The organism is Anaerococcus rubeinfantis (assembly GCF_001487145.1).
Lineage (GTDB): Bacteria > Bacillota > Clostridia > Tissierellales > Peptoniphilaceae > Anaerococcus > Anaerococcus rubeinfantis.
This window is the reverse complement of record NZ_LN913016.1, coordinates 160,073-186,974: the sequence shown is the minus strand read 5'-3', so window position 1 is coordinate 186,974 and position 26,902 is coordinate 160,073. Positions and strand designations below refer to the sequence as shown.

29 protein-coding genes are annotated in these 26,902 nt (G+C 28.8%); 5 read left to right on the top strand and 24 right to left on the bottom strand.

Features of this window, described 5'->3' with window-relative positions:
* Positions 1-51 precede the first annotated feature (51 nt).
* From BN3265_RS01805 to BN3265_RS01790, 4 genes are read right to left on the bottom strand one after another with little or no spacing between them, the layout of a single operon-like run.
* Positions 52-1,326 (bottom strand): PTS sugar transporter subunit IIC, encoded by a 1,275-nt coding sequence (locus BN3265_RS01805; RefSeq protein ID WP_058989868.1) that lies wholly within the window; start codon positions 1,324-1,326, stop codon positions 52-54.
* A gap of 55 nt (positions 1,327-1,381) precedes the next feature.
* Positions 1,382-1,651: a PTS sugar transporter subunit IIB gene (locus BN3265_RS01800; protein WP_245191077.1), complete on the bottom strand. Its 270-nt coding sequence runs from the start codon at positions 1,649-1,651 to the stop codon at positions 1,382-1,384.
* A gap of 22 nt (positions 1,652-1,673) precedes the next feature.
* The gene (locus BN3265_RS01795; protein ID WP_058989866.1) at positions 1,674-2,018 is read right to left on the bottom strand and encodes a PTS lactose/cellobiose transporter subunit IIA; all 345 of its coding nucleotides are present in this window, start codon (positions 2,016-2,018) and stop codon (positions 1,674-1,676) included.
* A gap of 2 nt (positions 2,019-2,020) precedes the next feature.
* The gene (locus BN3265_RS01790; RefSeq protein ID WP_058989865.1) at positions 2,021-3,904 is read right to left on the bottom strand and encodes a BglG family transcription antiterminator; all 1,884 of its coding nucleotides are present in this window, start codon (positions 3,902-3,904) and stop codon (positions 2,021-2,023) included.
* Between the two features lie 140 nt (positions 3,905-4,044).
* On the opposite strand from BN3265_RS01790, the gene BN3265_RS01785 reads away from it, so the two are divergent.
* The gene (locus BN3265_RS01785) at positions 4,045-4,860 is read left to right on the top strand and encodes a Cof-type HAD-IIB family hydrolase (RefSeq protein WP_058989864.1); all 816 of its coding nucleotides are present in this window, start codon (positions 4,045-4,047) and stop codon (positions 4,858-4,860) included.
* Positions 4,861-4,925: 65 nt separating this feature from the next.
* Positions 4,926-6,038, top strand: coding sequence for an alanine dehydrogenase (gene ald / locus BN3265_RS01780; protein WP_058989863.1), 1,113 nt, complete (start codon positions 4,926-4,928; stop codon positions 6,036-6,038).
* A gap of 55 nt (positions 6,039-6,093) precedes the next feature.
* On the opposite strand, the gene BN3265_RS01775 is transcribed toward ald, so the two are convergent.
* From BN3265_RS01775 to BN3265_RS01745, 7 genes are all read right to left on the bottom strand, one after another.
* Positions 6,094-6,423 (bottom strand): SdpI family protein, encoded by a 330-nt coding sequence (locus tag BN3265_RS01775; RefSeq protein ID WP_058989862.1) that lies wholly within the window; start codon positions 6,421-6,423, stop codon positions 6,094-6,096.
* A 146-nt stretch (positions 6,424-6,569) separates the two neighbouring features.
* Positions 6,570-7,145, bottom strand: coding sequence for a class II aldolase/adducin family protein (locus BN3265_RS01770; RefSeq protein ID WP_058989861.1), 576 nt, complete (start codon positions 7,143-7,145; stop codon positions 6,570-6,572).
* 2 nt (positions 7,146-7,147) lie between these two features.
* Positions 7,148-8,410 carry a 3-oxo-tetronate kinase gene (gene otnK / locus BN3265_RS01765; RefSeq protein ID WP_058989860.1) on the bottom strand — a complete coding sequence of 421 codons (1,263 nt, stop codon included), beginning with the start codon at positions 8,408-8,410 and terminating at the stop codon, positions 7,148-7,150.
* 13 nt (positions 8,411-8,423) lie between these two features.
* Entirely contained in the window at positions 8,424-9,683 is a 1,260-nt protein-coding gene (locus BN3265_RS01760; RefSeq protein ID WP_058989859.1) for a TRAP transporter large permease, read from the bottom strand.
* Positions 9,676-10,149, bottom strand: coding sequence for a TRAP transporter small permease (locus BN3265_RS01755; protein WP_058989858.1), 474 nt, complete (start codon positions 10,147-10,149; stop codon positions 9,676-9,678). The genes BN3265_RS01760 and BN3265_RS01755 overlap by 8 nt, the downstream gene beginning before the upstream one ends.
* A gap of 1 nt (position 10,150) precedes the next feature.
* The gene (locus tag BN3265_RS01750; RefSeq protein WP_058989857.1) at positions 10,151-11,140 is read right to left on the bottom strand and encodes a TRAP transporter substrate-binding protein; all 990 of its coding nucleotides are present in this window, start codon (positions 11,138-11,140) and stop codon (positions 10,151-10,153) included.
* A gap of 11 nt (positions 11,141-11,151) precedes the next feature.
* Positions 11,152-12,192, bottom strand: coding sequence for a zinc-dependent alcohol dehydrogenase (locus BN3265_RS01745; protein WP_058989856.1), 1,041 nt, complete (start codon positions 12,190-12,192; stop codon positions 11,152-11,154).
* A 168-nt stretch (positions 12,193-12,360) separates the two neighbouring features.
* Here BN3265_RS01745 and BN3265_RS01740 point away from each other — a divergent pair, with 168 nt between their 5' ends.
* Positions 12,361-13,095, top strand: coding sequence for a GntR family transcriptional regulator (locus BN3265_RS01740; RefSeq protein ID WP_058989855.1), 735 nt, complete (start codon positions 12,361-12,363; stop codon positions 13,093-13,095).
* A 201-nt stretch (positions 13,096-13,296) separates the two neighbouring features.
* Here BN3265_RS01740 and BN3265_RS01735 read toward each other — a convergent pair whose 3' ends face one another.
* The 8 genes from BN3265_RS01735 to fsa form a co-directional block, all read right to left on the bottom strand.
* A complete protein-coding gene (locus BN3265_RS01735) occupies positions 13,297-14,031 on the bottom strand; it encodes a GntR family transcriptional regulator (RefSeq protein WP_058989854.1) in 735 nt (244 codons plus the stop codon).
* The gene (locus tag BN3265_RS01730; protein ID WP_058989853.1) at positions 14,015-14,797 is read right to left on the bottom strand and encodes a nucleoside phosphorylase; all 783 of its coding nucleotides are present in this window, start codon (positions 14,795-14,797) and stop codon (positions 14,015-14,017) included. The genes BN3265_RS01735 and BN3265_RS01730 overlap by 17 nt, the downstream gene beginning before the upstream one ends.
* Position 14,798: 1 nt before the next feature.
* Positions 14,799-15,569: a nucleoside phosphorylase gene (locus tag BN3265_RS01725; protein WP_058989852.1), complete on the bottom strand. Its 771-nt coding sequence runs from the start codon at positions 15,567-15,569 to the stop codon at positions 14,799-14,801.
* A 1-nt stretch (position 15,570) separates the two neighbouring features.
* Positions 15,571-16,446: an ABC transporter permease gene (locus tag BN3265_RS01720; RefSeq protein WP_245191111.1), complete on the bottom strand. Its 876-nt coding sequence runs from the start codon at positions 16,444-16,446 to the stop codon at positions 15,571-15,573.
* 29 nt (positions 16,447-16,475) lie between these two features.
* Positions 16,476-17,531, bottom strand: a complete 1,056-nt coding sequence (locus tag BN3265_RS01715; RefSeq protein WP_058989850.1) for an ABC transporter permease — start codon at positions 17,529-17,531, stop codon at positions 16,476-16,478.
* Positions 17,518-19,017 carry an ABC transporter ATP-binding protein gene (locus BN3265_RS01710; RefSeq protein WP_245191076.1) on the bottom strand — a complete coding sequence of 500 codons (1,500 nt, stop codon included), beginning with the start codon at positions 19,015-19,017 and terminating at the stop codon, positions 17,518-17,520. Before BN3265_RS01710 ends, BN3265_RS01715 begins: the two co-directional genes overlap by 14 nt.
* 18 nt (positions 19,018-19,035) lie before the next feature.
* The gene (locus BN3265_RS01705) at positions 19,036-20,103 is read right to left on the bottom strand and encodes a BMP family lipoprotein (protein ID WP_058989848.1); all 1,068 of its coding nucleotides are present in this window, start codon (positions 20,101-20,103) and stop codon (positions 19,036-19,038) included.
* 355 nt (positions 20,104-20,458) lie between these two features.
* Positions 20,459-21,106, bottom strand: a complete 648-nt coding sequence (gene fsa, locus BN3265_RS01700) for a fructose-6-phosphate aldolase (RefSeq protein ID WP_058989847.1) — start codon at positions 21,104-21,106, stop codon at positions 20,459-20,461.
* Positions 21,107-21,221: 115 nt separating this feature from the next.
* Here fsa and BN3265_RS01695 point away from each other — a divergent pair, with 115 nt between their 5' ends.
* Both BN3265_RS01695 and BN3265_RS01690 read left to right on the top strand, forming a co-directional pair.
* Positions 21,222-21,710, top strand: a complete 489-nt coding sequence (locus BN3265_RS01695) for a dihydrofolate reductase (RefSeq protein ID WP_058989846.1) — start codon at positions 21,222-21,224, stop codon at positions 21,708-21,710.
* The gene (locus tag BN3265_RS01690; RefSeq protein ID WP_058989845.1) at positions 21,707-21,946 is read left to right on the top strand and encodes a hypothetical protein; all 240 of its coding nucleotides are present in this window, start codon (positions 21,707-21,709) and stop codon (positions 21,944-21,946) included. Before BN3265_RS01695 ends, BN3265_RS01690 begins: the two co-directional genes overlap by 4 nt.
* A 207-nt stretch (positions 21,947-22,153) precedes the next feature.
* On the opposite strand, the gene BN3265_RS01685 is transcribed toward BN3265_RS01690, so the two are convergent.
* The 5 genes from BN3265_RS01685 to BN3265_RS01665 form a co-directional block, all read right to left on the bottom strand.
* Positions 22,154-23,374 (bottom strand): diphosphate--fructose-6-phosphate 1-phosphotransferase, encoded by a 1,221-nt coding sequence (locus tag BN3265_RS01685; RefSeq protein ID WP_058989844.1) that lies wholly within the window; start codon positions 23,372-23,374, stop codon positions 22,154-22,156.
* A gap of 83 nt (positions 23,375-23,457) precedes the next feature.
* On the bottom strand, positions 23,458-24,054 hold the full coding sequence (locus BN3265_RS01680; protein WP_058989843.1) for a hypothetical protein: 597 nt from the start codon (positions 24,052-24,054) through the stop codon (positions 23,458-23,460).
* A complete protein-coding gene (locus BN3265_RS01675) occupies positions 24,047-24,745 on the bottom strand; it encodes an acyl-[acyl-carrier-protein] thioesterase (protein WP_058989842.1) in 699 nt (232 codons plus the stop codon). Before BN3265_RS01675 ends, BN3265_RS01680 begins: the two co-directional genes overlap by 8 nt.
* A 1-nt stretch (position 24,746) precedes the next feature.
* Entirely contained in the window at positions 24,747-26,381 is a 1,635-nt protein-coding gene (locus BN3265_RS01670; protein WP_058989841.1) for an ABC1 kinase family protein, read from the bottom strand.
* Between the two features lie 3 nt (positions 26,382-26,384).
* Positions 26,385-26,825, bottom strand: a complete 441-nt coding sequence (locus tag BN3265_RS01665) for a deoxycytidylate deaminase (protein WP_058989840.1) — start codon at positions 26,823-26,825, stop codon at positions 26,385-26,387.
* Positions 26,826-26,902: the final 77 nt, after the last annotated feature.

The window sequence follows — 26,902 nt, the reverse complement described above, 5'->3', positions numbered from 1 at the left end:
TTATCATTATTTTAAAATTTCTAATATCTATTTTACTAAATCGTTAAATTATTATGAATTTTTTTGTTGATTTTCTATTTTAAATTGATTTTTATCCATAGCTTTAAAAAACGGATAATAAATCAAAGCCATAACAACTAAATTTACAGCAACTAAGATTACTGACTTTATGTCTAGAGTCATTATAAATGCACCTACTCCTGGTGGAAGGAATCCTGGTGGCTCAGCAACTGGTTTGCCTACCAATCCTGTAGACATGCTAAAATAAGTTATAAATGTTATTATTAATGGTCCAAACACAAATGGTATAAACATAAATGGATTTAACAATATTGGGGTACCAAAAATTAATGGTTCGTTTATTCCAAACAAAGATGGAATTAAACTTACTTTACCAACTGATTTGTATGTTTCTGATTTTGCTTTTAACATCATCAAATTTAATCCTAAAGTTAAACCCGATCCTGTTACTGATAATATAGCGAAGTAAAAACCAAACGTAAAAATATGATTAACTTCTTGACCAGCTGCATATGCTGCCACATTAGCTGCTCCGTATTGAATTGCGAAAGGCGCCCAAACAGATGATGTAATAGATGGTCCATGAAGGCCAAAAAACCAAAAAAGCTGTGTTATAAAAATTATTATCAACATAGCAGGGAGTGAATCCATACTTGTAACAGCTGGTGCTAGCATTTTCATTAAGGCTTCAGGAACAATACTTCCAGTTAAATAAAAAGTTACTCTGCTTAATATAACAGCAACAACTGCAGTTATAAAAATTGGTATTAAAGAAGAAAAACTATCTCCTACCATTTGCGGTACACTATCTGGTAATTTAATATATAAATTTTTATTTACGCAAAATCTATATAACTCTACAGTGATAATTGAGGAAATAATAGCTGTGAATAATCCTTCTGAACCTAAATAAGCAATATCAAGCTTGCCATCTTTAATAACACTAGTTAAAATTAAGTGAGTTATTATAGAAGAAATTGCAACTTGATTTGACTTTAGTTTATAACTTTTAGCCAAACTATTAGCAATGAAATACGTAGCATACAGTGATAGCAACCCCATGGTAAAATCAACTCCGTAAGTTAATATAGCAATATTTTTCGAAATAAAATCGTAAAATACACCTCCACCTAACAGATTCATTATAGCCATAGGTAACAAAAAAATTGATCCTACAATTATAATTGGAGTTATTGCTATCATTCCATTTTTTATCGCCTGTATATGTTTTTGATTTTCAATTTTCTCTGCTACTGGCATTATTTTTTTAGACACTACATCTGTCACGGAATACTTATTTGACATAATACATCTCCTACTTTAAATATTTGTATAAATTTAATTGATTTTTTACTCATAATTACATGTTTGACGATAATATTAAATCCGCCATTTTTTTCACTCCATTTAATGTTGGTGAATATGCATCAACAGTTACTTGAGCTATTTTTTTTCCAGTTTCTACCGCTTTTGCCTTATATTCTTCATATAGCATTCTCACTTGTGGGCTTACTAAAATCATATCATAGTCTTTATTTTCAAATACTTCTTCAGAGTTTGCTGTTGTTGTAGCATCTACTTTTATGTCTGTCCCATTTGAAACAAAATACTCTGATACTTTTTTTGCCATTAAAGAACTACTCATTCCTGCATTACATAGCAATATTACTTTTTTCATTCTTCCCCTCCATTTTTTTATATAACTTAATAAATCTCTTTGCATTTTCCATCGCCAAAGTTGCCATCGTCAAATGGTCTTGAGCGTGAATAAACATAATATTTATCTCATTTTTTTGACCATTTGATTCACTAGTTAACATATCTGTTTGGATTTGATGGCACTTTAAAAACTCGTCATTTGCTTTTCCAAGTAGCTCTTCCGCTTCATCAAATTCATAATTTTCTGCCCTATCAATCGCTTCGCTTGATAATGATCTTGATTCTCCAGCATGTACTATTATTTGAAAAGCTATTTCATACATTTGTTGGTTATCCATACTTATTCTCCTTTGATAAAAATTTTCATAAATTCTGTAGCATTATTTACATTAATTGCCTTAGCAATTGCCTTATTATTTACTAGAAAATTACCTAATTTTTCATAATATAATGACATATCCCCTGGCTTTTTACCAACAAATAACGAATATATAAGCTGTACTTCTTCACCATTCCAAATAAAAGGTTTTTTTGCTATTAGTATTACTGAAAAACTCTCTGTATTTACTTGCTGAAGAATATGTGGTAAGGCAACATATTTTACTAATGCAGTTGAACCTAAAGTTTCTCTTTGCTTAAATTGAGAAATGATTTCACTTTTACAAAGTTCTGTTAATTTACGTGCTTCGTTAGAAATTATTTCAAATGCTTCATCCATATCTTTAACATTTACATCTCTCATAAACACAGAGTTATTAAATATTTTAACTATCTCTTCTGTTCCACCCCTTTTTAATTCCTTCTGAATATTAGAAATATCTTTTTGCTTAAAAAGTATATCTACATTTACAATTGGAGTTCTCGTTTTTTCATCTAGGTTTATTGATGAAACTATAAAGTCGTAAGAATCTAAATCATATTTATTTATTTTAGATACATCTGTTAAATCCAGTTTGTTTATCTGCTTAAAAAACCTTGATTCTAACTGACTTTTCATGATTTGAGCACTTGAGTTTCCAGAACCACATACAACTAATATGTCTTTTTTCTGATAAGAATTGTCTTTCATACCTGCCATAATATGTAAGGCTATATATCCTATTTCATCTTCTGATAGCTTTGTATTATAATGATTACTTATAACATTTGATGCTATAGTTGCTATAAAAAAAGCAACTTGATTTTCTTTTATATCACTAAGAACCGGATTTTTCATGTCAAATCCATATTTTATCCTATTTATTAAAGGTCCTAAATGCATAGCTAAAGAAAAATAGAAATCTAAATTTTCTCTGAAATCATATTTTGCTACTTTATAAATTTCATCTATTATTTCTTGTGATATTTCCAGTATTTCATTTGATAATTTTTCTTGATTCGATATTGTGTTTTTGGCTATTAAGTGCATTGCTATATAGGTCAATTCTTGATTTGGAATTTTTATCTTTAATTTTTCTTGTAGTTTATGCACTATATCATTTGCAATTTTAAATTCTTCTGATGATATGATTTTTTCTTCAAAATCCTTAGATGATATGATATATTTTTTCTGTTTTATTCTTAAGATTGATATATAGATATGTATAACAAGATTTTTGAAACTAACATATGGCATATAGTAGTCTTCTCCAAAGTCTATATCTTCTATAACTTTTTGAATCTCTATAAATAGATCTCTATTTTTATCATCTTCAAATAAAATAGGATCCTCGCCAATTTCATTTTTTATTGCTAGTCTAATATTTTTCTCATCACCTTCTATTTTCATTCCATAGTATGGCTTTGAGATCAAATTAATTCCATAGCTTTCAAGGATTTGCCTAATATATGGTATATCTTTATTAATTTGTGACTCACTTACATGAAATACTTCTGCCAATTCATATTGCTTGATATATGAGTTTGAGAATAAAAACAATCTTAGAATGTTTTCATATCGTAGATTTTTATCTCCATCTTCTTGCTGATAATAGGCGTATTTATACCAGTCATTTTTCAAAAATAATTTAAACTTGTCATCATCTTTTATTATAAAAATAAAACCTACACCTGGCTTTGACTCTATTATCGCCCCCTTATCTTTAATTACTGAGTTCAAGTGATTTATCTCTTTTCTTATAGTTTTTGAAGATAATTCCATTTCCTCGCCTATCTCTTTAGAGGTGTGATAATCATAGTCTAAAGTTAAGTAGTCGAATATTTGCTTAATTCTTGTTTCAATCATTTAACCACCTCGCAAATATATTATAATAATTAAAGAAAAAAACCTCCACACAATCATTTTCTTTATAGTTATGGAAGTTTGCTTTTGAATAAAAAATTTTATCTAATATAATTATAAAAGAATAGAAAAAAGGAGTTAATATGAAAAAAATTATTGCAGTTGATATTGATGGAACTTTGTTAAATTCTAAAAGAGAAATTACTGAAAAAACAAAAAATGCCTTGATCAAGGCTCAAGAGCTTGGCCATATTGTTGTTATTGCGTCAGGGCGTGATCCTCTTGGGGTTTTGCCTTTTGCTGATATTTTGGAATTTGAAAAATATGGTGGTCTTCTTTCTAATTTTAATGGCGGAAGAATTACAGATTATAAAACTAAAGAAGTGATTATTAATCATCCTATGGATATTAATCTTGCAAAAGAAATTTTGCAATTTGCTGAAAAAAATCTTAAAATGCACTACATTCTCTATACCGATGATTGCGTTGTTACAAGCTCAGAGGAAACTTATACTTTGAAAGAAATTTGTGATAAGGCCTTTACCCACTATGAAGTTATTGAAGACTTGGCTTATAGTTTGGATTTTGCTCCAAATAAAATTTTATTTTCCCAAGATCCAAAATTAATTGATGAAGATGCAAAAAAATTAAAGGATAAATTTTTTGAAAAAACTGCTCAAGTTAAGTCCACCCCATATTTTTATGAAATTATGCCTAAAGGAATCGACAAGGGCGAAAGTTTAAAAGAAATTGCAAAATATTTTGATATGGATATGAAAGATGTTATTGCTTTTGGTGATGAAGAAAACGACTTAACCATGATTGAAATGGCTGGTGTCGGTGTGGTTATGGGAAATGGAACTGATTTTATGAAAGAAAAAGCTGATTTTATTACTAAATCAAATGATGAGGACGGAATAGCTTATTATTTGGAAAAATTTGTTTTTTGTGAAGAATAATAATTTTTTTCATTTAATTTTGGGTATATTTTAATTGAGATGTTTTAAATATTTAAGGAGGAAATATGATAATAGGAGTTCCAAAAGAGATTAAAGACCAAGAATCTAGGGTTGCAACCGTTCCGGGAGCTGTTGCTGAACTTGTAAAAGCTGGTCATGAAGTTATTATTGAAAATAATGCTGGATTGAATTCTGGTATTACAAATAAAGATTATGAAACAGTAGGTGCAAAAATTGTAGATTCTGCAAAAGAAGTTTGGGAAAATGCTGATATAATTTACAAGGTAAAAGAACCATTGAAGGAAGAATATAAATATTTGAGAGAAGGCTTAATTTTATATACCTACCTTCACCTTGCAAGTAATGAAGAATTAGCAAAAGAATTGGTAGAAAAAAAAGTTACTGCAATAGGATATGAAACTGTAAAACTTGACAACAAATTGCCTCTTTTAACCCCAATGAGTGAGATTGCCGGAAGAATGGCTGTTCAAGAAGGTGCAAGATATTTGACAAAACCTGAAGGCGGAAGAGGAATTTTACTTCAAGGAGTTCCAGGAGTAAGGCCTGCTCACGTAGTAATTGTCGGTGCAGGAACTGTAGGAACTGGTGCTACAAAAATTGCCGTAGGTATGGGAGCAAGAGTTACAGTTTTGGATGTAAATATTGACGCTTTAAGTCATCTTCAAGATATACTTCCAGATAAAATTGAAACAGTTTATTCAAACCCAATCAATATTGAAGAATCTGTAAGAGATGCTGATTTGGTTATCTCAACTGTTTTAATTCCAGGAAGACGTGCTCCACAACTTATAAAAGAAGATATGGTGAAACAAATGAAAGAAGGATCAGTAATAGTCGACGTTGCAATTGACCAAGGTGGTTCAACAGATATTACAAAAGGACATGCAACAAGCCACTCAGATCCAATTTTTGTAAAACACGGAGTAATCCACTACGCAGTTGCAAATATCCCAGGAGCTGTAGCAATCACATCAACCTACGCCCTATCAAACGCAACAACAAGATATATCAAAACAATAGCAAATCTCGGACTAAAAAATGCCTGCGAAAAATCACCTGAATTAATTTCAGGAATAAACACCTACGACGGATACGTTACAAACGAAGGTGTTGCTGAAGATACAGGATTTGAATATAAAGAATTGAATATTAAATAATAAAAAATGGAGCTGTTGCAAAACTATGATTAATAATAATTCTGCAACAGTCCCATTATTTTTTTCTATACAATTTTATCTCAGTAATAACACTAATCATAACCAAAAAGAAAATTTCTATCCCAGTTAAAATCAAGACAATTTTGTCATTTAACTCATATTTGTAAATAACAAACAAGGTCATGACCATACTTATTATTCCAAAAATTAAAGAAAGCTTTCCAGCATAATTATTTGCAAATTTCCAATTTTTTTCACTTTCCATAGAAAGTCGAGTTCTAAAACCTGACCATCTTGACATTTTTTTATTTGCCTTATATTTTAGGAAAAAATACATAAAAAAGAAGGCAATTGGCATTATCAAACTTATAATTAATAAATACATAAATCCCCCACAAATTCTTGCAAAATCTTATAAGTTTTATACCCAAAATATTACATAAATTAAAAACAAAAAATTTAAAAGAATTATTTTTTTAAAAAAAGAAGTAGAATATTCTACTTCTATAAATCACTTTATTTATTATAAAATTATTTTAAACTTAGTAAAAAAGCATTTTTCGCTGATTCTTCAATTTCTTCAATCATATAAAAAGCTTCTTCAATACTTTCTCCTACTACAATCACTCCGTGGTTTTCCATAACATAAGCCTTAATGTTTTTATCAATACTTTTCTTTAGTTCGTCAAAAAGTTCTTGACTGCCTGGATCTTTATATTTTACCCAACCCAAATCTCCAACTTTAATTTTTAAATATGGAGTTTTACATTTTAAGTCAATGGTTTTATCTTCAGATTCTAGAATACAAGACCAATATGTTATAAAAGTACTGTGGGTGTGAATTACGCACTTATATTTATCGTCTATATCATATAATAATTTATGCATTGGGTATTCTTTGCTTGGTTTATTATCAGAAATAACCTTATCATTTTTTAAAACAGAAAAACTATCTTCATTCATATTTCCAAAGCATGAGCCTGTTTTTGACACATATATTAAATCTTTATCTTTAAAACTAATATTTGCTGTCGAACCTGATACTTTATTTCTATCAAACAAGGCCTTTGAAACCCAAATTAAATCTTTTAAATCTTTTTCTTTCATCTTTAACCTACTATCATCTCATAAGTTTTATTGAAAAAATCTTCCTTACCAAAGTTACCTGACTTCAAAACCAGTCTTACTTTATTATTATTTACTGGCATTAAAATTGGAACTCCAGCTGCAACACTTTCACCTATATAATAAGTTTTAAAACCTAAAGTAGAAGTTGCAACTCCACTAGTTTCTCCTCCGGCTATAATAAAGTTCTTAAAATCTTGGTCAAGTGCTTCTTTGGTTAATGATTCATAAACTTTTTCTAAGTTTTCAGTTATATTCTCTTGACCATATTTTTTTTGTAATTTTTCCAAAGTAAGAGCATCATCACTACTATAAAACATTACTTTGTCATCAACTTTTTCTAAGAGTTTTTCTATATATGCACTTGGTTCTTTCATTAAACTATCAATATCTATTTTAACCTTCTTAAATTTAAAATTATCAATTTGCTTTAGGGTCATTTTTGAGCAAGAACCTACTATATAAATTATTTTTCCTTTATTTTTGCTCTCTAAATCAAATTTATCTATGTCTTTTTCTCTTTTGATTTTTTTAGAAATCGCAGTGTTTAATCCACTTCCACCAGTTAGTAATTTCAAGTCACCAAAAGCATCTATGATAAGGTCATCATCACCTTCTTCATAGTAATCTGGAACAAGATAAAACTTCTCTTTTTCATCTTTTTGGGATTCAAATATTTTAGTTATTTCTTCTTTTCCTTTATTTAAAAGATCTCTAGAAATATTTATTGTTTTATACTTTCCTTGATCTTTCATAAGTTCACTAATTCTACTATCCCACATTGGATTTAAGGGATGGTCTTTCATATGACTTTTGTGAAGTTCTAGACCATCTACATACAACTTGCCCTCTTTTATTTCTCTTCCATTTACTGGTAAAGCTGGTTCTAGAATTGTATATTTTTGATTCATTTTTTCTAATAAAAAGTCTGTAATAGGTCCTATATTTCCTTTTGGTGTAGAATCAAATGTAGAACAATATTTATAAAATATTTTTTCTGTATTTTTTTTATACAGATACTCGTATGCCTTATCTACTTTTTCTAAGGCTAAATCTTTTTTCTCACTTCTGATTTTTAACGCTATTACAAGAACCGCATCTTTGCTTAGAATATTATTTAAATTTTCATCATTTTCATCAGGCACTCCATTACTTAAAACAGTCCTGATTTTATTTTCTGCAAAAAATGAGGCTGCATCACTAGCACCAGAAAAATCATCTGCTATTACACCTAATAATATACTCATCTAATCCTCCTTCTTAACTTAATGTTAGTATAGGGAATAAGGCTACAAAAATTGCAACAGCAATCATAGTAAACCAAAATGGCATTAATGATTTTGAAATTTTTTCTATTGATATTTTTGATATATTGCTTACAACATATAAAGCTGTTCCAACAGGGGGAGTTAGTAAGCCAACTGTTAGTAAAATTACCATAAAAACACCAAATTGCACAGGATTTATACCAATTGAACTAGCTATAGGATATAAAATTGGTGATAACATCATTATTGCTGGACTACTATCTATAAACATTCCAACTATTAATAATAAAATTGACATTAATAATATCAATGCTAATTTATTATCGGTTAATGATATTATATACATAGAAACTCTTTGAGGAATTTCATTTGATGCTAAAAACCATGTCAAAGCGCTTGTTGCACATATAATTAAAGTAATTGCTGCTGTAGATAAAGCTGCATCAAGACATATTGATTTTAAATCTTTTAATTTTATATCTTTATATACAAAAATACTAATTATTAGTGCATACATTGATACAATTGCTCCACCTTCTGTAGGAGTAAATATTCCTCCTCTGATTCCTACAATTATAATTATAGGCATGAATAGTGCAAAAATAGAATCTTTAAATTTTTTTATCTTTTCTTCTTTACTAATATTATTTTCTTTAGGATAATTGTTTTTGGTTGCTACAAAGTGGCAATATAAAAGGAAACATAAACCTATTAAAACACCTGGTATTAAACCTCCCATAAACAAATCACCAATTGAAGTTTGGGTGCTGACTCCGTATACAATTAGGGCAATACTTGGAGGAATTATCAAGCCAATACTTCCTGATGATGCAATTACTGCTGCAGAAAATCCTTGATCATAATTTCTATCTTTCATTTCAGGAAATAGTATTGAACCTAAAGCTGCAGTATCTGCTACTCCTGATCCTGAAATACCTCCCATAACTATTCCAGTTACAGTTACTACCTTCGCCAAAGCTCCTCTTGATTTATAAAAAATTACCAATGCAAAATCTATTAATCTTTTGGTAATAGTCCCTTTACTCATTATTGATCCTGCAAACATAAATAATGGTATGGCCATCAAAGAAAATGAGTCAATTGCTGTAAAAAATCTTTGAGAAATCAAAGCCAAAGGTTCTTGTTGAATAATTAAACCTGATAAAGTAGATAAAATTATTGCAAATCCAACTGGCAATCCTAAAAATAAGAATACCAGGAATATTAAAATCAGCAAAATATTATTAATCATAATCTAGCTTCCTTTCCTTTGTAAATATCTTCTCAATGGAAAATATACTGATTAGTACACCTGAAACTGGTATTACTAAATAAACTAAAAACATAGGAACTCCCAATGTGGCAGAGCTTTGATGAATTCCTAAGTTCATCAAAATAATTCCTCCATATGTTATTATTATTCCAATAATAAATACAAAGCAATTATTTAATTTTGAAATTATTATCTTTTTATCTTCACTCATTTTATCTGTTAAAACACTTAATGCTATGTGACTTTTTGTCCTAACTGCATCGGCTATTGCTAAAAATGAAATCCAAACAAATAAATATCTTGATAACTCTTCTGACCAAACAAGAGGACTATTAAATACATATCTTGATATTACTTGAAGAAAAATAATTAAAGTCATTGCAAATATAGCCACAGACAAGAAAATATTTATTATCTTTTGGATTAAGTCTAAAATTTTTTTCATACTAATTTCCTTTGCTTTTTAAAATCTTTTGATATAATTCTTTATCAATTGAATTCGCATATTTTTCTGCTATTGGCATAGCTTTACTTCTAAATGATTCCCTATCAGGCTCAGTAACTTTCATACCATCTTCTTGCATTTGTTTTAACATTTCATCTGTAACTTTTTTAACTTCTTCATTTTGATATTCTGTCGCTACTTTAGAAGCATCTTTTATTATTTTTCTCTCATCCTTATTTAAAGATTTCCAAGTTGATTCACTAAATGAAAATGTTACATATTCATATTTATGCGCTGTTAATGATATATTTGATTGAACTTCTTGCATCCTTCCACTAAACATAAATGGAATAGGGTTTTCTTCAGCTTCAATTACGTTTTGACTCAAAGCGGTATATACTTCACCCCAAGCCATTGTTGTTGGAGATGCTCCTAAGCCTTCCCAAACAACTTTCATAGCTTCAATTTCTGGAATTCTAATTTTTAATCCTTTAATATCGTCGACATTTTTTATTTCTTTGTTTGAACTAATATGTCTAGGACCCCTATCCCAAAAATCTAAAACTCTTATTCCTGATTTTTCTCTTAATCTATCGCACATTATTTGACCAACTTCACCATTTACTACATTTTTATAATGGGTTTCATCGTCAAAAATATAAGGTATTTCTAATAGATTGAAAGAATGTTCAAAGTTACTTAATACTCCAGCAATTAATCCTATATCAATAGATCCTATTTGCATTCCTTCAACTATATCCCTATCTCCACCCAAGGTTGAGTTTGGATAAATTTTTACTTCTATTTTGCCATCAGAATTTTTTTCAACTTCTTCTTTAAATTTCAAACTAGCTTTATGCCATAAATCAGATTCAGATTGAATATGGCATAGCTTTAATACTTTAACATCTTTTTCTTTATTTCCACAAGAAACAAAGAAAAGTGATAAAAATATTATTACTAAACTATAAAGAGCGTGTTTCTTTTTCATAATTAACCCCTTTATTTAAGGTTCATATCGATTAAAATTTTTACAGTATCTTCTGTTCTATCTCTTAATAATTCTAGCGCATCTTGACTTTCATCTATAGGATATTTTTTAGTTACAAAACTTTCCCAGTCTATGTCGTTATTGATTAGTTCAATTGCCTCTTCAAAATCTTTACTTGTATAGGTCATAGCTCCTATTAATTTTAGTTCTTTAAATACTAAATCATAACTATAATAAGGTATATCATCGGTTATCATTGCAACTAAAACTATTTGCCCTCTTTTCTTTGCAATTTTACCAGCTTCAGTTAATATTTTTGGATATCCTGTACTTAGCAAAATATTTTCGCAACCTTCATTATTGGTAATGCTTAAAACTTTTTCTACCATATTTTCTTTTGATGGATTAATAATATAATCAGCACCATTTTCTTTAGCTTCTTTTAAAGTAAATTCATCTAAATCAACACAGATTATATTTTTATAAAGATTTTGGCTTTTTGCTACTTTTAATGCCAACAAGCCAATGCTGCCCATACCAATTATAGTAAGAGTGTCCCCATGACTTTCAAATCTATTTAATGCATGAATTGAAACTGCTGCAGGTTCTGCTAAAACTGCACTTTCATAACTTGCATCATCTTTAACCTTGTGAACATACTTTTCAGGAGCATTAAAATATTCTACAAATGTGCCAGTCCAATCACCTGTTCCTGGTGCAGATTTATTTAAACATAAATTAACAAGACCTTTTTCACAGTATTCACAATGACCACATCCTTTATGAGGTTCAACAGTAACCTTGTCACCTAATTTAAATTTATTTACATTTTTACCAATCTCTACAACATTACCAACAACTTCATGACCTAAAACTACAGGAGGTTTTCTAAATGGATGTTTACCTTTGAATAAGTGTAAATCTGATCCACAAACTCCAGCGTATTTTACTTTTATTAAAACCTCATCATCTTTTATTTCAGGAATATCATTTTCCTTTATTTCAATTTTTCCTGTATCAACTAACACTGCTGCTTTCATTTTTTTTGACATATTTTCCTCCTTATATTATCATTTAACTATATTCTAAATAAAAAAATCGTTTTCATCAAAAAATAATCTTTACATCTTCTATCACTTATTTTTTGCATATTAAAATAATCTAGATTTACTTAAATAACCTTATTTGCTTATAAATAAAAACAATACTTAGGAGGAAATATGAAAGAAAAATTTGATAAATATATAAATAAAAATCCTTTTACTAACTATTCTGATCTGACTTATAAAATATTATCAGAACAAATTATAAAACTAAAAATAAAACCTGGAACAATTTTAAATGAATCTAATATATCTAATAATTTGAATATTTCAAGAACTCCAGTTAACGCAGCCATCAAAAAATTAATAAAGTCTGGTCTGGCTACAAAAGATGATAATGAAAAATTTACAAAAGTTTCCGAATTAAATATGTATCATTTAAACCAATACTATAACTCCAGAATGGCAATAGAACCATATTGTGCTATGATGGCAGCAAAAAATTTTGATGATAAACAAATTGAAAAACTCGAAATTTTAACTTCAAATATAAAAAAATCTTGTGATATTGATAATTTAAGCTCAGACTTGATAAATAAATATATTGAAAATGAAATAGAATTCCACAAATTTATTGTTATAGGAAATGAAAATAAGTACCTGAATCAAATGTTTAAAGTTACATTCGATATTGGTCTAAGATATAGGTACTATATGCTAAACTTTATAGCAAAAAACCAAAAAAATATAAATATTAAAGAATTTTTACAAGATAGCATAAAATTTCATGAATCAATCTTTTTCTCAATTAAACACCACCTATCAAAAATAGCTTATGATCAAATGAAAGAAGATATAAACAGGATGATACCGCTTATTCTTGATTCTAATTTTTATATTTTTGCTAAATAGAAATCTTAAGACAAGTCCATAATATTGTGTAAAATTTACTAGCACAACATTATGGACTTGACTTTTTAAAACATATTTGAAAAAAATGAATGCCACCTAGAATATAGGTAAGCATTCACTTGTAAATAATTATTTAATGTTTAAATCAGGTTTATGAATTCAAATCATGAACCAGTATTATTTTTTCTATTTTTATTATATTTAACTTCTAATTAATTTAAAATTAAAGTATTCTGGTATAAAGTAGCTTCTTCTATATAAAGACACTTTATTATTTTCTTTTTTCATAATTTCACTAAAATATAAGACATATTTACCAACATTTATGTTCATCTTGTTTGCTGTAGATTCTCTAGATTTAAATCCTTGAAACTCTAATTCACTATTAATAATTTTGTCAATTAATATTTTATCAATAAATTTCTTTAGATCATATTCAGATTTTAAATTCAAATCATATTCCTTAGCATCATCAAATTTTATAAAATACATTAGTAAGGCAGCAACCTTATCTTCAATATAATACTTAACATTTATAAGCATAATTATAAAGTTGCTGTCTTCTTCGAAAATTTCTTTCATTTTTTCGCTAGCAGGCTGAAATTCAACTTTAAAATCTACTTTACTATATTCAACTTTATTAAAATCAAAAATAGGCTCATTTATAGATTCTAAACCTTTATTTTCCAATTTTTTGGAATCTAATATTATATTTCCAAATCCTTGTTGTTTGTATATAAGACCATCTTCTTGCAAAAGCGCTATCGCTTGCCTCACAGTCCCTCTACTAACATTAAATAATTTTGATAAATCATTTTCCCCAGGTATTGTATCCCCTGCTTGTAAATTATTATTTTTGATTAATTCACGAATTTTATCGTAAGTTTCTACATATTTTAAAGATTTACTATTACTTTTCTCACTTAGTTTTTGCATTTCTATCTTCAAGTATAATTTTTCTTAAAGATTCAATTCCTACCCTAATTGCTCTTTCAATATAATTAGAAGGATATCCTTTTGAAGAAATATCATTTGAAACCTTGCCTACATAATCTGTTGCTGAAACTAGAACAGACGCTGCCCTGGCATTTAAAGAGCTCGCAACTAAGAATAGTGTCGCTTCTTCCATAGCTGTACAAATAGCTCCACCTTTTACATAAGAATTCCATCTATTAATTAATTCATAACCTACTGGTTTTGTTTCAGGCTCTATTTGGGTATAAAAAGAATCTTTTGTTATTGTTACTCCTACACTAGTATTATACCCCAAATCTAAGGATGATTCTTCAAGTTTTTTTGTAAAATTATAATCTGGAACAGCTGGAAATTCCATAGGTAAATAATGTAATCCCGTTCCTTCCATTCTTACTGCACCATTTATTACAATCACATCACCTTTTGATACTTTTGAGCTAGTTGACGCTCCTGTACCTATTCTTAAAAATGTATCAACTCCACATTTATACAGTTCTTCTATACATATAGCTGTAGATGGTCCTCCCATTCCTGTAGATGTTACAACTATTTTTTCTCCTTCCAAATATCCTACATAAGTTGTATGTTCTCTATTTTGCTGTATTTTTTTCGGATTATCAAGAAATTTAGCAATTATTTCACACCTTGCTGGATCTCCTGGAACAATTGCGTACTTGCCTACATCTTCTGAATTTAATTTTATGTGTAAAGTTTTTTCTATTTGCATTTTATTTCTCCTTTTTATCTATTTCTATTATTTTTTTCATTGCCTCAACTCCTACTAAACAAGCACTCATCTCACATTCAAAAGGATATCCATTTATGCTTGTATCTTCAGATGTTTCATCATTATAATTTGTTGCTGATACTAATACTGTTGCCATTCTTAGATTATATGCACTAGCTATCAAAAAAAGTGTTGCTGATTCCATAGATGTTGCTAACGCTCCTGCTTTTTCATAGGAATTCCACCTATTATAAAGTTCATATCCAATTGGCTTACTTAAGGGGCTTACTTCAGTAAAATATGAATCTTTAATTATACTAATTCCAACCTTAGTGTCGTATCCTAAACTTAATGAAGTTTCTTCCAAAATTTTTACAAATTCAAAATTTGCAATAGCAGGAAATTCTAGTGGTAAATAGTGACAACCTGTATTTTCCATCCTAACTACTGCATTCGGAATTACTATAGTTCCTCTTTTAACTTTGCTACTTGTTGAAGCAGAAGTTCCTACTCTAATAAATGTATCAACACCACACCTATATAACTCTTCCATACAAATAGCAGCAGATGGCCCTCCCATTCCTGTTGAACATACTACAACTTTTTCTCCATTTATATATCCTTCATAAGTAGTATGTTCTCTATTAGATTGAATCTTTTTTGGGTTTTCCAAAAGTTTAGCTATTTTTTCACACCTATCTGGGTTGCCAGGAATTATCGCATATTTTCCAACATCGTCATTATTTAATTTTAAGTGTAAAGTTCTGTCCATACTAATCCATCTTTCCTAATGCTTTTGGTGCTTGCTTTCTATTCGCTAAAAAAATTAGAGCGAAAATTGTAATCAAATAAGGTACCATTTGAACAAATTGGTCTGGTATACTAAGACCCACTAGTTTAAATCTTATAGCTTGAGCAATTGCGAATATAAAACTAGAAAGGACAGAACCTATTGGCGTCCAACCTCCAAATATATTTGCTGCTACTCCTAAAAATCCTCTGCCAGCTGTCATATTATTTACAAAAACATTGTTTTGAACGATTGATAAATATCCTCCACCTAAACCAGCTAGAAGCCCCGAAATTATCATCGTAACGTATCTGTATTTTTTCACATTTATTCCTACAGTATTAGCAGCAATAGGTTCATCACTTATTGCCTTTAGGTGTAGGCCAGTTTTAGTGTATTTAAGTACATACCAAATTAAAAATGATAAAAGTATTGTCAAGAAAAAAACTGGCGATTGATTATTAAAAATAAAACCAAGTATAGGAATATTTTTTAATAAAGGTATAGATATAAGTTTTAGCTGTTTTACCTTCTCACTAATTCCTTCTTGTCCCCAAATTATATAAGTTCCAACAGCGCTAAATCCTTGAGCAAATAAGTTCATACCAACCCCACATACTGTTTGGTTTGCTTTAAATTTTATACATAGTATAGAAAATAAATAAGCCAAAACCATACCAGATAGCATCGAACATATAATTCCTAAAACTGGATTATTAAAATAGTAGGATCCTACAACTCCACCAAATGCGCCTATAAGCATTAACCCTTCTGTTCCTAAACTTATTACTCCGCACAATTCAGATAGAGTACTTGATAATGATACCAATATAAGAGGTACAGCTAATCTTAATATCATTAAAAAAGTTTCAGCTGAGAAAAAGTAATTCATTTATTTTTCCTCCTTTTGATAAATATAAAATCAAATATACCTGGGGTAGCTATGAAAAATATAACTAATGCTTGTATAACTACAACCATATTCGCTGATAATCCTGCTCTAATATTCATCAATCTAGCTCCAGAATCTAAAATACCAAATAACAATCCCGATAAAATTATTACAATAGGATTATTCCCTGCTAATACTGAAACTGCAAGACCAGTAAAACCAACATTTCCAGAAAAACCATCATATAATTTTCCATAAGTACCTAAAAGCTCTGTAGCACCTATCAATCCTCCTACAGCTCCTGAAATCATCATCGTCTTTATTACAGTTTTATTTACTAAAATTCCACCTGCTTCGGCAGCTGACATATTATCTCCAACTGCTTTAACTTCATATCCAAATATAGTTTTATTAATAATAAAATAAACAAGAATAACTGATATCAAAGCTATAAATATACTAGTTGTAAATTGAGTTGATTTCATTAAGCTTGTAAACCTATATTTATCAAGAACTATTGATGTTTCAGGAAGTCTTTTTGGCGATACAAAAGGATAATTTATAAGATAAGATACTAATTCTATCGCAATATAATTTAACAATATTGCAATAATAACTTCATTTACTCTCAATCTAACTTTTAAAATTCCTATTAGAGATGCCCATAACATACCACCCAAAGCACTTGCTATAATTGCTAAAACAATTACCAAAAATCCTGGAGATCTTTTAGGCATAAAATAAGTAACCATAAAAGCGCATATTCCTCCTATATGTAGTTGTCCTTCGACTCCAATATTTAGCATTCCGCCTTTAAATGCTATTGCGCATGCTAAGCCTGCAATTATAAGTGGGACAGATTTGTTGAGCGTATTTGCAATAGCGATAGGAGAACCCAGAGCACCTTTAATCAATGAATCAAATGCTAATACTGGAGATTTTCCAACAGCAAATATAAGTATAGAAGAAATAATTATTGATAAAGCTATTGATAAAAATGAAATAATTATTGATTTTTTAGCTTTGTAAATTAAATTACTAAACTTTTTCATAATCTCTCCTTCCTGCCATTAATAAGCCAAGCCTTTCTTTTGTAAAATTCTCACGTTTATCAACAGCCATTATTTCACCTTTATATAGAACAGCTATCTTATCTGAAATTTTTAATATCTCATCTAAATCTGCTGAAATTAGTAAAATTGCTTTACCATTATTCCTCATTTGAATAAACTGTTCATGAATAAATTGAATTGCTCCTATATCTAAACCACGTGATGGCTGCGCAGCTAATAAAAAATCACTATTATTTTTCATTTCTCTAGAAACAACCAACTTTTGCTGATTACCACCTGACAAGCCTCCAACATTTTGTTCAATATTAGAAAATTTTACATTATACTTTTCTAACGAAACACTTGTAAATTCCTTTATACTATCGTATTTTAATAGACCATTATTAATAAATTCCTTATTATTTTGATTTCCCAAAAGCATATTTTCATATAAATTCATACCTGGTAAAATTGCTCTTTTAAATCTATCCGATGGTATGTATCCTATACCAAGCTCCTTTAACTCTATGGTTTTCATTGAAGATATTTCTTTATTATCATAGAAAATCTCCCCTTCTAAGTTATCTCTAAGCCCCATAATCATCTCTTCAAGCTCAATTTGACCATTACCATCAACTCCTGCTATTCCCAGTATTTCACCGCTATGAATTTCTAAGAAAATGTTTTTTGTGGAGTTTTCTAATAATTTTAGATTATCAATTTTAAATATAAGCTTATCTTTAGAAACATCTTTCAGCTGACTGGTCTCTGCAATTTCATGACCAACCATTTTTTCTGCCAAGATTTTTACATCAACGTCTTCTATACTTAATTTTTCTACCAATTCACCATTTCTTAATATAGTAGCAGTATCTGCAATCTCCATTGTTTCATTTAACTTATGAGTTATAAAAATAATAGTCATTCCATTTTTCTGTAATCCTATTAATACTTTCATTAACTGATTAGCTTCTTGAGGAGTAAGAACTGCGGTAGGTTCATCAAGAACCAAAATATCAGCACCTCTATATAAAGCTTTGATTATTTCAGTTCTTTGTTTTAAACCAACTGAAAGATTTGAAACTTTCTCGTCCAAGTTGATTTCTAATCCATATTTTTTAATAATTTCCTTCACCTTATTTTTGTTTTGACTATAATCAATTTTGTATTTTCCTATCTCTTGACCCAAAATTATATTTTGTAAAACAGTCATATTTTCCACCAACATAAAATGTTGGTGGACCATACCTAATCCATTATGAAAAGCATCTCTTGCATTCTTAATATCTACTTTATTTTCATATAGTTTTATTTCTCCAGCATCGCTATTATATATTCCAAATAGAACATTCATTAAAGTTGTTTTACCTGCTCCATTTTCTCCTAAGAGACAATGTATTTCACCTTTTTTCACTGAAAAATCAACATTATCTAGCGCAACTTTTCCATTGAAACTTTTGCTAATGCCTTTCATTTCAACTGCCATGCTCATAAATACATCCTATCATTTTAGAGATTTTTCAAACTCTTTTAATTCGTCCATATTAGCAGGAACTTTTACATCTCCGTTAATTATTTTCTCTTTGCTTTCATTAATTAATTTAACTACATCTTCTGGAAGATTTACTTCTGACCCATCTGTAACTAAATCTACACCATTTTCTTTCAATCCAAGTTTTATAATTTCTCCCTTGAACTTATTTTCTACAACTGATTTTATTGCATTATAAGCTTCAACATCTACATTTTTAATCATTGACCCTACTATTACATTAGGTTCTACTGAATTTTGGTTTATATTTACTCCAAATGCATAAGTTGAATTTTCTTTAGCCGCTTGGAATAATCCATTTCCGCTCATGCCAGAAGCATGAAATATTACATCCATTCCTTGTTGGTTCATAGATTTTGCAATTTCTTTGGCTGTAGTAACATCTGTAAATCCACCTACAAAATCAGCAGTTACTTCTATTTCTTTATCTATGCTCTTAGCACCTGCTGTATATCCAGAATAAAATGTTCTTATATTTGGAGCATCAACCCCTCCTATAAAACCTAACTTTTTATCTTGTGAAATATTAAAGTCATCATAGTGTGATTTCATACCAGCAGCAGCTACACCAACCAAATATGATGCCTCTTCATCTTTAGTCATATAACTTACAACGTTTTCTTCTTTTACAGAACTATCTATCAAAGCAAACTTTTGATCAGGAAATTCTTTAGCTACTTTTTCCATAGCTTGAATAGCTTCGTAAGTTAACCCTATAACTAAATCATAGTCACCTGTCGCCGCCATATCTCTCAAAGATAATTCTATATCTCCAACCGCTTTTATTTGTACCTTATCATATTCAATACCAAAATCTTTTTTTGCTTTTTCAACTCCTTTTAATGTTAAATCATTAAAAGCTCCATCCCCAAATCCACTACTTGACGATACCAATCCAACTTTTATTGGTTTATCATCTTTTTTTGATTCGTTTGATCCAGAATCATTTTTTCCTCCACATCCTGATATTAATCCAACGATTAACAGTAACATAAAAATCTTAGATAAAATCTTTTTCATTTTTAACCTCCTTGAAAACGATTCGATAATGTATATACAAGTTTTATGTTGTATGTTTATTTAATGTTATCATCTATACTATTAATTGTCAATTTTATTTTTAAATTAAGCCTTAATAGTATACAATTTCATTTATATATCGATTGTTTATAAGTTTTAATAATATCTTTCTTAAAAGTATTTATAATAATTACCTTATATTCGTGAATAATTTAACTCAATATAAAATATAAGACTTTAAATTAATAAAAAATTTTATACTAAAAAAAGGAATATCTTTTTAATTTTAATAGACATTCCTTTTTTACCATTTAATAAAATTTTTATATATATTTTCTTGACATGCTTACACTTTTTATCTTTTTAAAAAAGCTTCCCAATCTTTTTTGAAATTTTCTATTCCTTGGCTTGTTAGTGGATGGGTCCACAATTTTTCAAATAAATTTCCTGGGATTGTTGCTATATGGGCTCCTGCCAAGGCTGCATCTTCTAGATGTTTATTTGTTCTGATTGATGCTGCTATAATTTCAGTTTTTAATCCATAATTATCGAGAACTTGTTTTAAATTATAAATTAATTCTCCCCCATCTTCTCCCATATCATCTATTCTTCCAACAAATGGAGAAATGTATGTTGCCCCAGCTTTTGCTGCCATTAGTCCTTGGCTTACTGAAAAAATTAGGGTGCAATTTGTTTTTATTCCTTTTTTTGAAAGGGTATTGATAGCTTTTAATCCATCTTCTGTCATAGGAATTTTTACTACAATATTTTCTGACCATTTTGCAATTTCTAAAGCTTCTTTTACCATTTCTTCGTAATCATAGCTTGTTACTTCTGCAGAGATTGGTCCATCAACAATTGATGCAATTTCTGTCACGACTTCTTTAAAATCTCTTCCTTCTTTTTTTATAAGTGATGGATTTGTTGTAACTCCATCACAAAGTCCCAAATCATTTATTCTTTTTATTTGATCAACGTTTGCAGTATCTAGAAAAAATTTCATTTATTACTCCTTTTATTTTTATTCTTTTTTATCTTATACCCATTTATTTTTTAAATTTAATTTTTTCCTTAAACATGATAGAATTAAATATATAAGTAGCTTTCAAGGAGTTTTTATGAAAATAATTTTGGCGGTTGATAAGGAATTTGGAATTGGTAAGGATAACAAACTTCTTTTTCATATAAAAAAAGATTTGGCTCATTTTAAAAAATTAACCTTAAATAATATTGTTATTATGGGAAGAAAAACTTATGAATCCATGAATGGAGCTCTTCCTAACAGAGAAAATTTGGTTTTAACTAGAAATGAAAGTTTAAAGCTTGATGATGCCTTGGTTTTTAATAAGGTGGAAAATCTTTTGAAATATTTGGATGAAAATAAAAATGATAGGGAAGTTTTTGTGATTGGTGGAAATCAAATTGTTGATTTGCTTTTACCTTTCTGTGACCAAGCCATTTTAACAAAAATTGATAGGAAAAAAGATGCTGATACTTTTCTTCATAATTTTGATGAGGATGAGGATTTTGAAATTTTTGATGAGTCTGAAGATTTTTTTGAAAATGATACAAAATTTAAATATGTAAATTATAGGAGGAAAAAATGATTGAAATTTTTGTAAGCTCACTTTGTCCAGATTGCACAGAAATACTTGAAAATTACAAGGAAAATCCTGAGTATTTTAAAAATACAGAATTGATTGATATTACAAAATCAATGGCAAATCTAAAAAGATTTTTCTCATACAGAGACAAAAAGCCTGAGTTTAAAGAAAAAATTGAAAGTGGTCAAGTTGGGATTCCTGTAAAAATTATTGATGGGAAAGAAATTATTTTTATGTAAAAAGACCCGGTTTGGTCTCAGACTGCTGACAAACTAAATTTTCACCCATTTCGAGCGAACGTAGTGAGTCGAGAAATCTCATTAGATCTCTCCATGCGTTCGTTTCACTCACTTAGTCGAGATGGCACGTATCTTAATTTTTATTTTAAAATAGAATATTATATATAGCTATACTTTGTCTACGCTCTGAAACCCGGTCGGGTCTTTTTATTTTGTAAAATCTTCTAATTTTATATAATCAAAAATTCCGTCTGTAAATTCTTGACTAATTTCACCTTTTATTAATGGCAAGGTGTATTCGGTGATTTTTTCTTTTAAAATTTCTCTTGATTCTAGCCATTCTTCTGGAATTTTTTTCTCTTTGTTTGCTATATTTGATGGATTTGTTGTTGAATAAATTACCTTGTATTCTTCTCCATTTTCTCTTTTTAAAATTGGAACAATATTTGTCTTATCTTTTCCTTCTTTTATAGCAAGATATCCTAATTCATAAGCTTCTTCAGAATCAGTTTTTGAAATTAGAAAACTTGTTCTTTGGACAATATTTAATTCAACTGAACGAGTTTTTACCTTTAATTTATCGTGAATATAATCTGAAATTTTTAGGCCAATTCCTGCAATTATCGGATGGTTAAAGCCCTTGTCGAAGGATTTTTCACTTTCATTTTCAAGCTTTTTCTCCTTGTCCATAAATCCTTCTGAAACAGCAATCACCAAATTGTTATCTTCCTTGAATTTTTCTTCTATTTCTTTTTCTATATCATCCAAAGACTTTGAATCTTCTGGAAGATAAACTAGATTTACTATATCCTTTTTTCTTTTGTAATTTGCAAGATAAGAAGTTGAAGTCAACCAGCCAGCATTTCTTCCCATGATTTCTACAAAGGTGATTGATTTTATTGGATAGATATCGCAATCTAGCCTAATTTGTCTTAGGGCTGTATTTACAAATTTTGATGCAGATGCAAATCCTGGTGAATGGTCCATTTCACAAAGATCATTGTCTATTGTTTTTGGACAACCAACCACATTTACCCAATCAATTTTATTTTTTTCTATGTATGAATTGAGTTTCATAACTGTATCCATTGAATCATTTCCACCAATATAGACAAAAGTTGAAATTTCATATTTTTTCAAGTTTTCAAAGATTTTTTTATATTGATCATCTTCTAAGTCATCACTTAATTTAAAACGGCAAGAACCAAGAATTGAAGATGGTCTTTTTTTTAGCCTATCTTTTACTTTTTCTTTTTCAAATAAATCTTTGTCAACACACTTTATATTTTCATGTAAAAGTCCCTCAATTCCATTTAAAGAAACATATACATTTTCAAAATCAAAATCAATCCCAGCTTGAATAGCTCCAGCCAAAGATGAGTTAATAACTGCAGTAGGTCCACCTGACTGCCCAATAAGACAATTCATAAATCCTCCTAAATTTTTAATACCTATATATATTACCATTTTCTTAGATTTTTGAAAATTTTTGTGAATAAATTAATATTTTTTTACAAAAATTTATTTACATAATATCCTATAGGATTTTTTAATTTATTTTCAAAATATTTTTCGTATTCTTTTAATTTTTTTAATCTTTCATCTTCAAAAGGAATTTTTTCGTATTTTTCTTTTAAAATTTCTTGTTTTTTTTCAATTCCTAGGTAAATATCAGTTATGGAATTATCTAAAACTTGGATTAATTTGTCATAATCGGTATAAGAGTAAGACAAAAGTAAATTTTTTATTGTATTAATATCTTTTTCTTCCAAATTAATTTCTCCAAGATATGAATTTATATCTTTAACAATAAAAGAGTGGCTTATGGCAATTTTGGCTGGGAAAAAATATGTTTCATTTCTTAAAATATGAAAAGATTTAAAATTTTTTTCTAGTCCTTTTTTCTTTTCTTTTTTTCCTATATCAAAAAGTGAACCACAAGCAAAGGCTATGTCCTCATCAAGCCCTAATTCTTTTCCAATAATTTTTGCACTTTTTCCGATTATTTTTGACCTTGTAACCCAAGGACCCAAATTTTCATTATCTTCTATCAAATAAAAATTTATCTTGTCCTTATTTGGAATATTTCCATAATTTTCCTTATACATTTCTAAGTCCTAGCTTTCCATAAGTATAAATTTTTCCATCACCATCAACAAATCTGTATGAAATTTCATTTTTATCTTGAGATTTTTGTCCAAAAACATATTTTTTATTCCTAATCTCATTTTTATAAACTATATTTATAAATTCTATATCTTGGTCCTTTACATTTGAAATTTCTCCCAATAAATCCATATAGGAGGCGTTATTTACATGGTAATTTGAGTCAAGGTCTGTGTTTCTTATTTGAATTTTTTCCAAATCTCCAAAATTTTCCACGTATTTGTGGGATTTTTCGTTGTAAATAGGATTTTCTTTTTGGTAGGCTTTTGCAATTTCTTCTGGAATTTTTATTGGACGCATTTTTTTAAGGCCAAATAATAAAAATACGCAATAAGCTTTGGCAATAATTTCCCCATCTTTTTCAATAAAAAAGTTTCTGTAGGCATAAAATTTATTCATATTTATGGCAAAAGTTGTGATTTTTATTTTATCTTTTGCCCTAATTGGTTTTTTAATCTTTATATCCCAAGAATATACTACCCACCTTTTATCTTCCATTATTTTTTTATCTTCTACCTCTTCTGCTTGGTCAAAAGATACTTCAAACATTAAGGATAAAAGGTATTTATTTTTCAAATATCCCTCACTATTTGTGAGAAACCTTTCTACTTCAAACTCTTTACTTTTTCTCATTTTATTCCTTTCTGTATAAATTTTTCATTATGGCAAATACCATGGTAAATCCTAGACCTATACTTGCAATTAAAATCGCCTTTAAAATATTTTTATCAAAATCTAAAAGGGCAAGGCTTAAAAGTGAGAAGCCTATAATAATTGAAAGTCCAAGAAAAACTAGGGCCTGACTTTTTTGGTTTTCAATTTTTTCATAAGATTTTCTTTCTTCTTCGCTTTTTTGGTCTATAATCCTAAAATCTCCCCTGGCAAGTTGCCTTAAAATATTTAAACTTGTTTGGGGAAATTCTTTTATCAAAGAATAGGTATCGTAGATTTTTGGCCTTACCCTATCAAAAACCAAATCTGGACTAAAAATTTTAAAAACCATAGATTTTGCAATTGGAAGGGCAAGTTCTAGGAAAGACTCCTTGTAAACTAATTTTTCGATTAAGCCTTCCAAAATTAGGACAGTTTTTCCAAAATTTGTAAGCTCTGATGGAATTTTTATGGAATAATCTACTAAAAGCGTATAAAAATCCCTGATCAAATCTGCAAGTTTCATTTGATTTAGACTCATAACCATGTACTTATCCAAAAGTTTTTGAATTCTTTTTTCAAAATCTCCAATTTTTTTGGAATCAAATTCCAAAAGTCCCATGCCAATTATGGCGTCAGTTATAAGTTTAACCTCATTAAAACTTGCCCCCAAAAATATTTTCATTATTTGATAACGATAATTTTCCGATAAATTTCCGACAATACCAAAATCTAGAAGGTAGATATTTAAATTTTCATCGACAAAAATATTTCCAGGATGGGGATCGGCATGAAAATATCCATAAGTAAACATTTGATTTACATAGGCTCCTATGATTTTTTCTGCCAAATCTTTTCTAATATCTGACCTTTTTTCATAAACTGACCTGATGGACTCACCTTCTATATATTCCATGGTCAAAACTTTTTTGCTTGAATATGAATCGTAAACATCGGGACAAAATAGGTCCTTTTTTTGAATATTTAGTTTCCTATATTTTTTTATATTGTTTTTTTCTACTTCAAAGTCAATTTCTCTGTTTAAAGAAAGGGCAAATTCTTCAACAATTTCTCCAAGATTAAAAGATTTTATTCCTTCAAGCTTTATTTCGAGCTTTTTATAAAGGTCTTTCATTATTTTTAAATCTTCTTTTACATTTTTTTCCAAATCTTTTCTTTGAACTTTTACAACAACCTTTCTTTCAAGGGAACCGACCTTTATTGTTGCCAAATGAGTTTGAGCTATTGATCCAGAAGCCAGAGGTTTTTCTTCGAATTTATCAAAAATATCATAAATATCCTTGGAAAATTCCCCATAAAAAACTTCCTTGATGTTTTCAAAATCTTCTTCCTTGACATCATCTTGCAATTTTTCAAGCTCTAATATTATATTTTCCGAAAAAATATCCCTTCTTGTAGATAATAATTGACCAAATTTTACAAAAACCGGCCCCAAATCTTCAAACAAGCCCCTTAATTTTTGACCAAATTTACTTTCAAGCTCAAGTATTTCTTTGGAATTTTCTCCCCTGTTTTTTAAAAGTCTTCTTATATCAAAAATTAAGTCTGGGCTTAGAAATTTTTTTATTATCTCAAGCTTTCTTTTTTTATATCCCATTTTTTAATCTCTATTTTCTATTTTCTCAAATTTAATTTTATTTTTCTCCAAAAGTTCAATCGCATAAGGATCAACCCTGTAATCATTTGAATAATAAATTTCCTTGATTCCTGCTTGAATTAAAGATTTTGTACAATTTAGGCAAGGAAAATGAGTTACATAACAAATTGAATTTTTAACAGAAATTCCTTCCTTGGCACAATATAACAAAGCATTCATTTCTGCATGAATTGTCGCAATACAATGACCATCTCTCATAGTATGACCAACTTCATCGCAGTGAGGATTTCCCTTTATAGATCCGTTGTAGCCTGTAGAAATTATTCTATTTTCATTATTTACAAGAACACAACCAACATAAGCTCTATCGCAAGTTCCCCTAAGAGCAACCATGTGAGCAAGTTTTATAAAATATTCATTCCAAGTTAGCCTATCTTTTGCCATAAATTCACCCCTTAAATTTTTTCTTTCTTCTATTTTACCAAATTTAAAGATTTAATCACAGAAAAAGGCTGAAGATT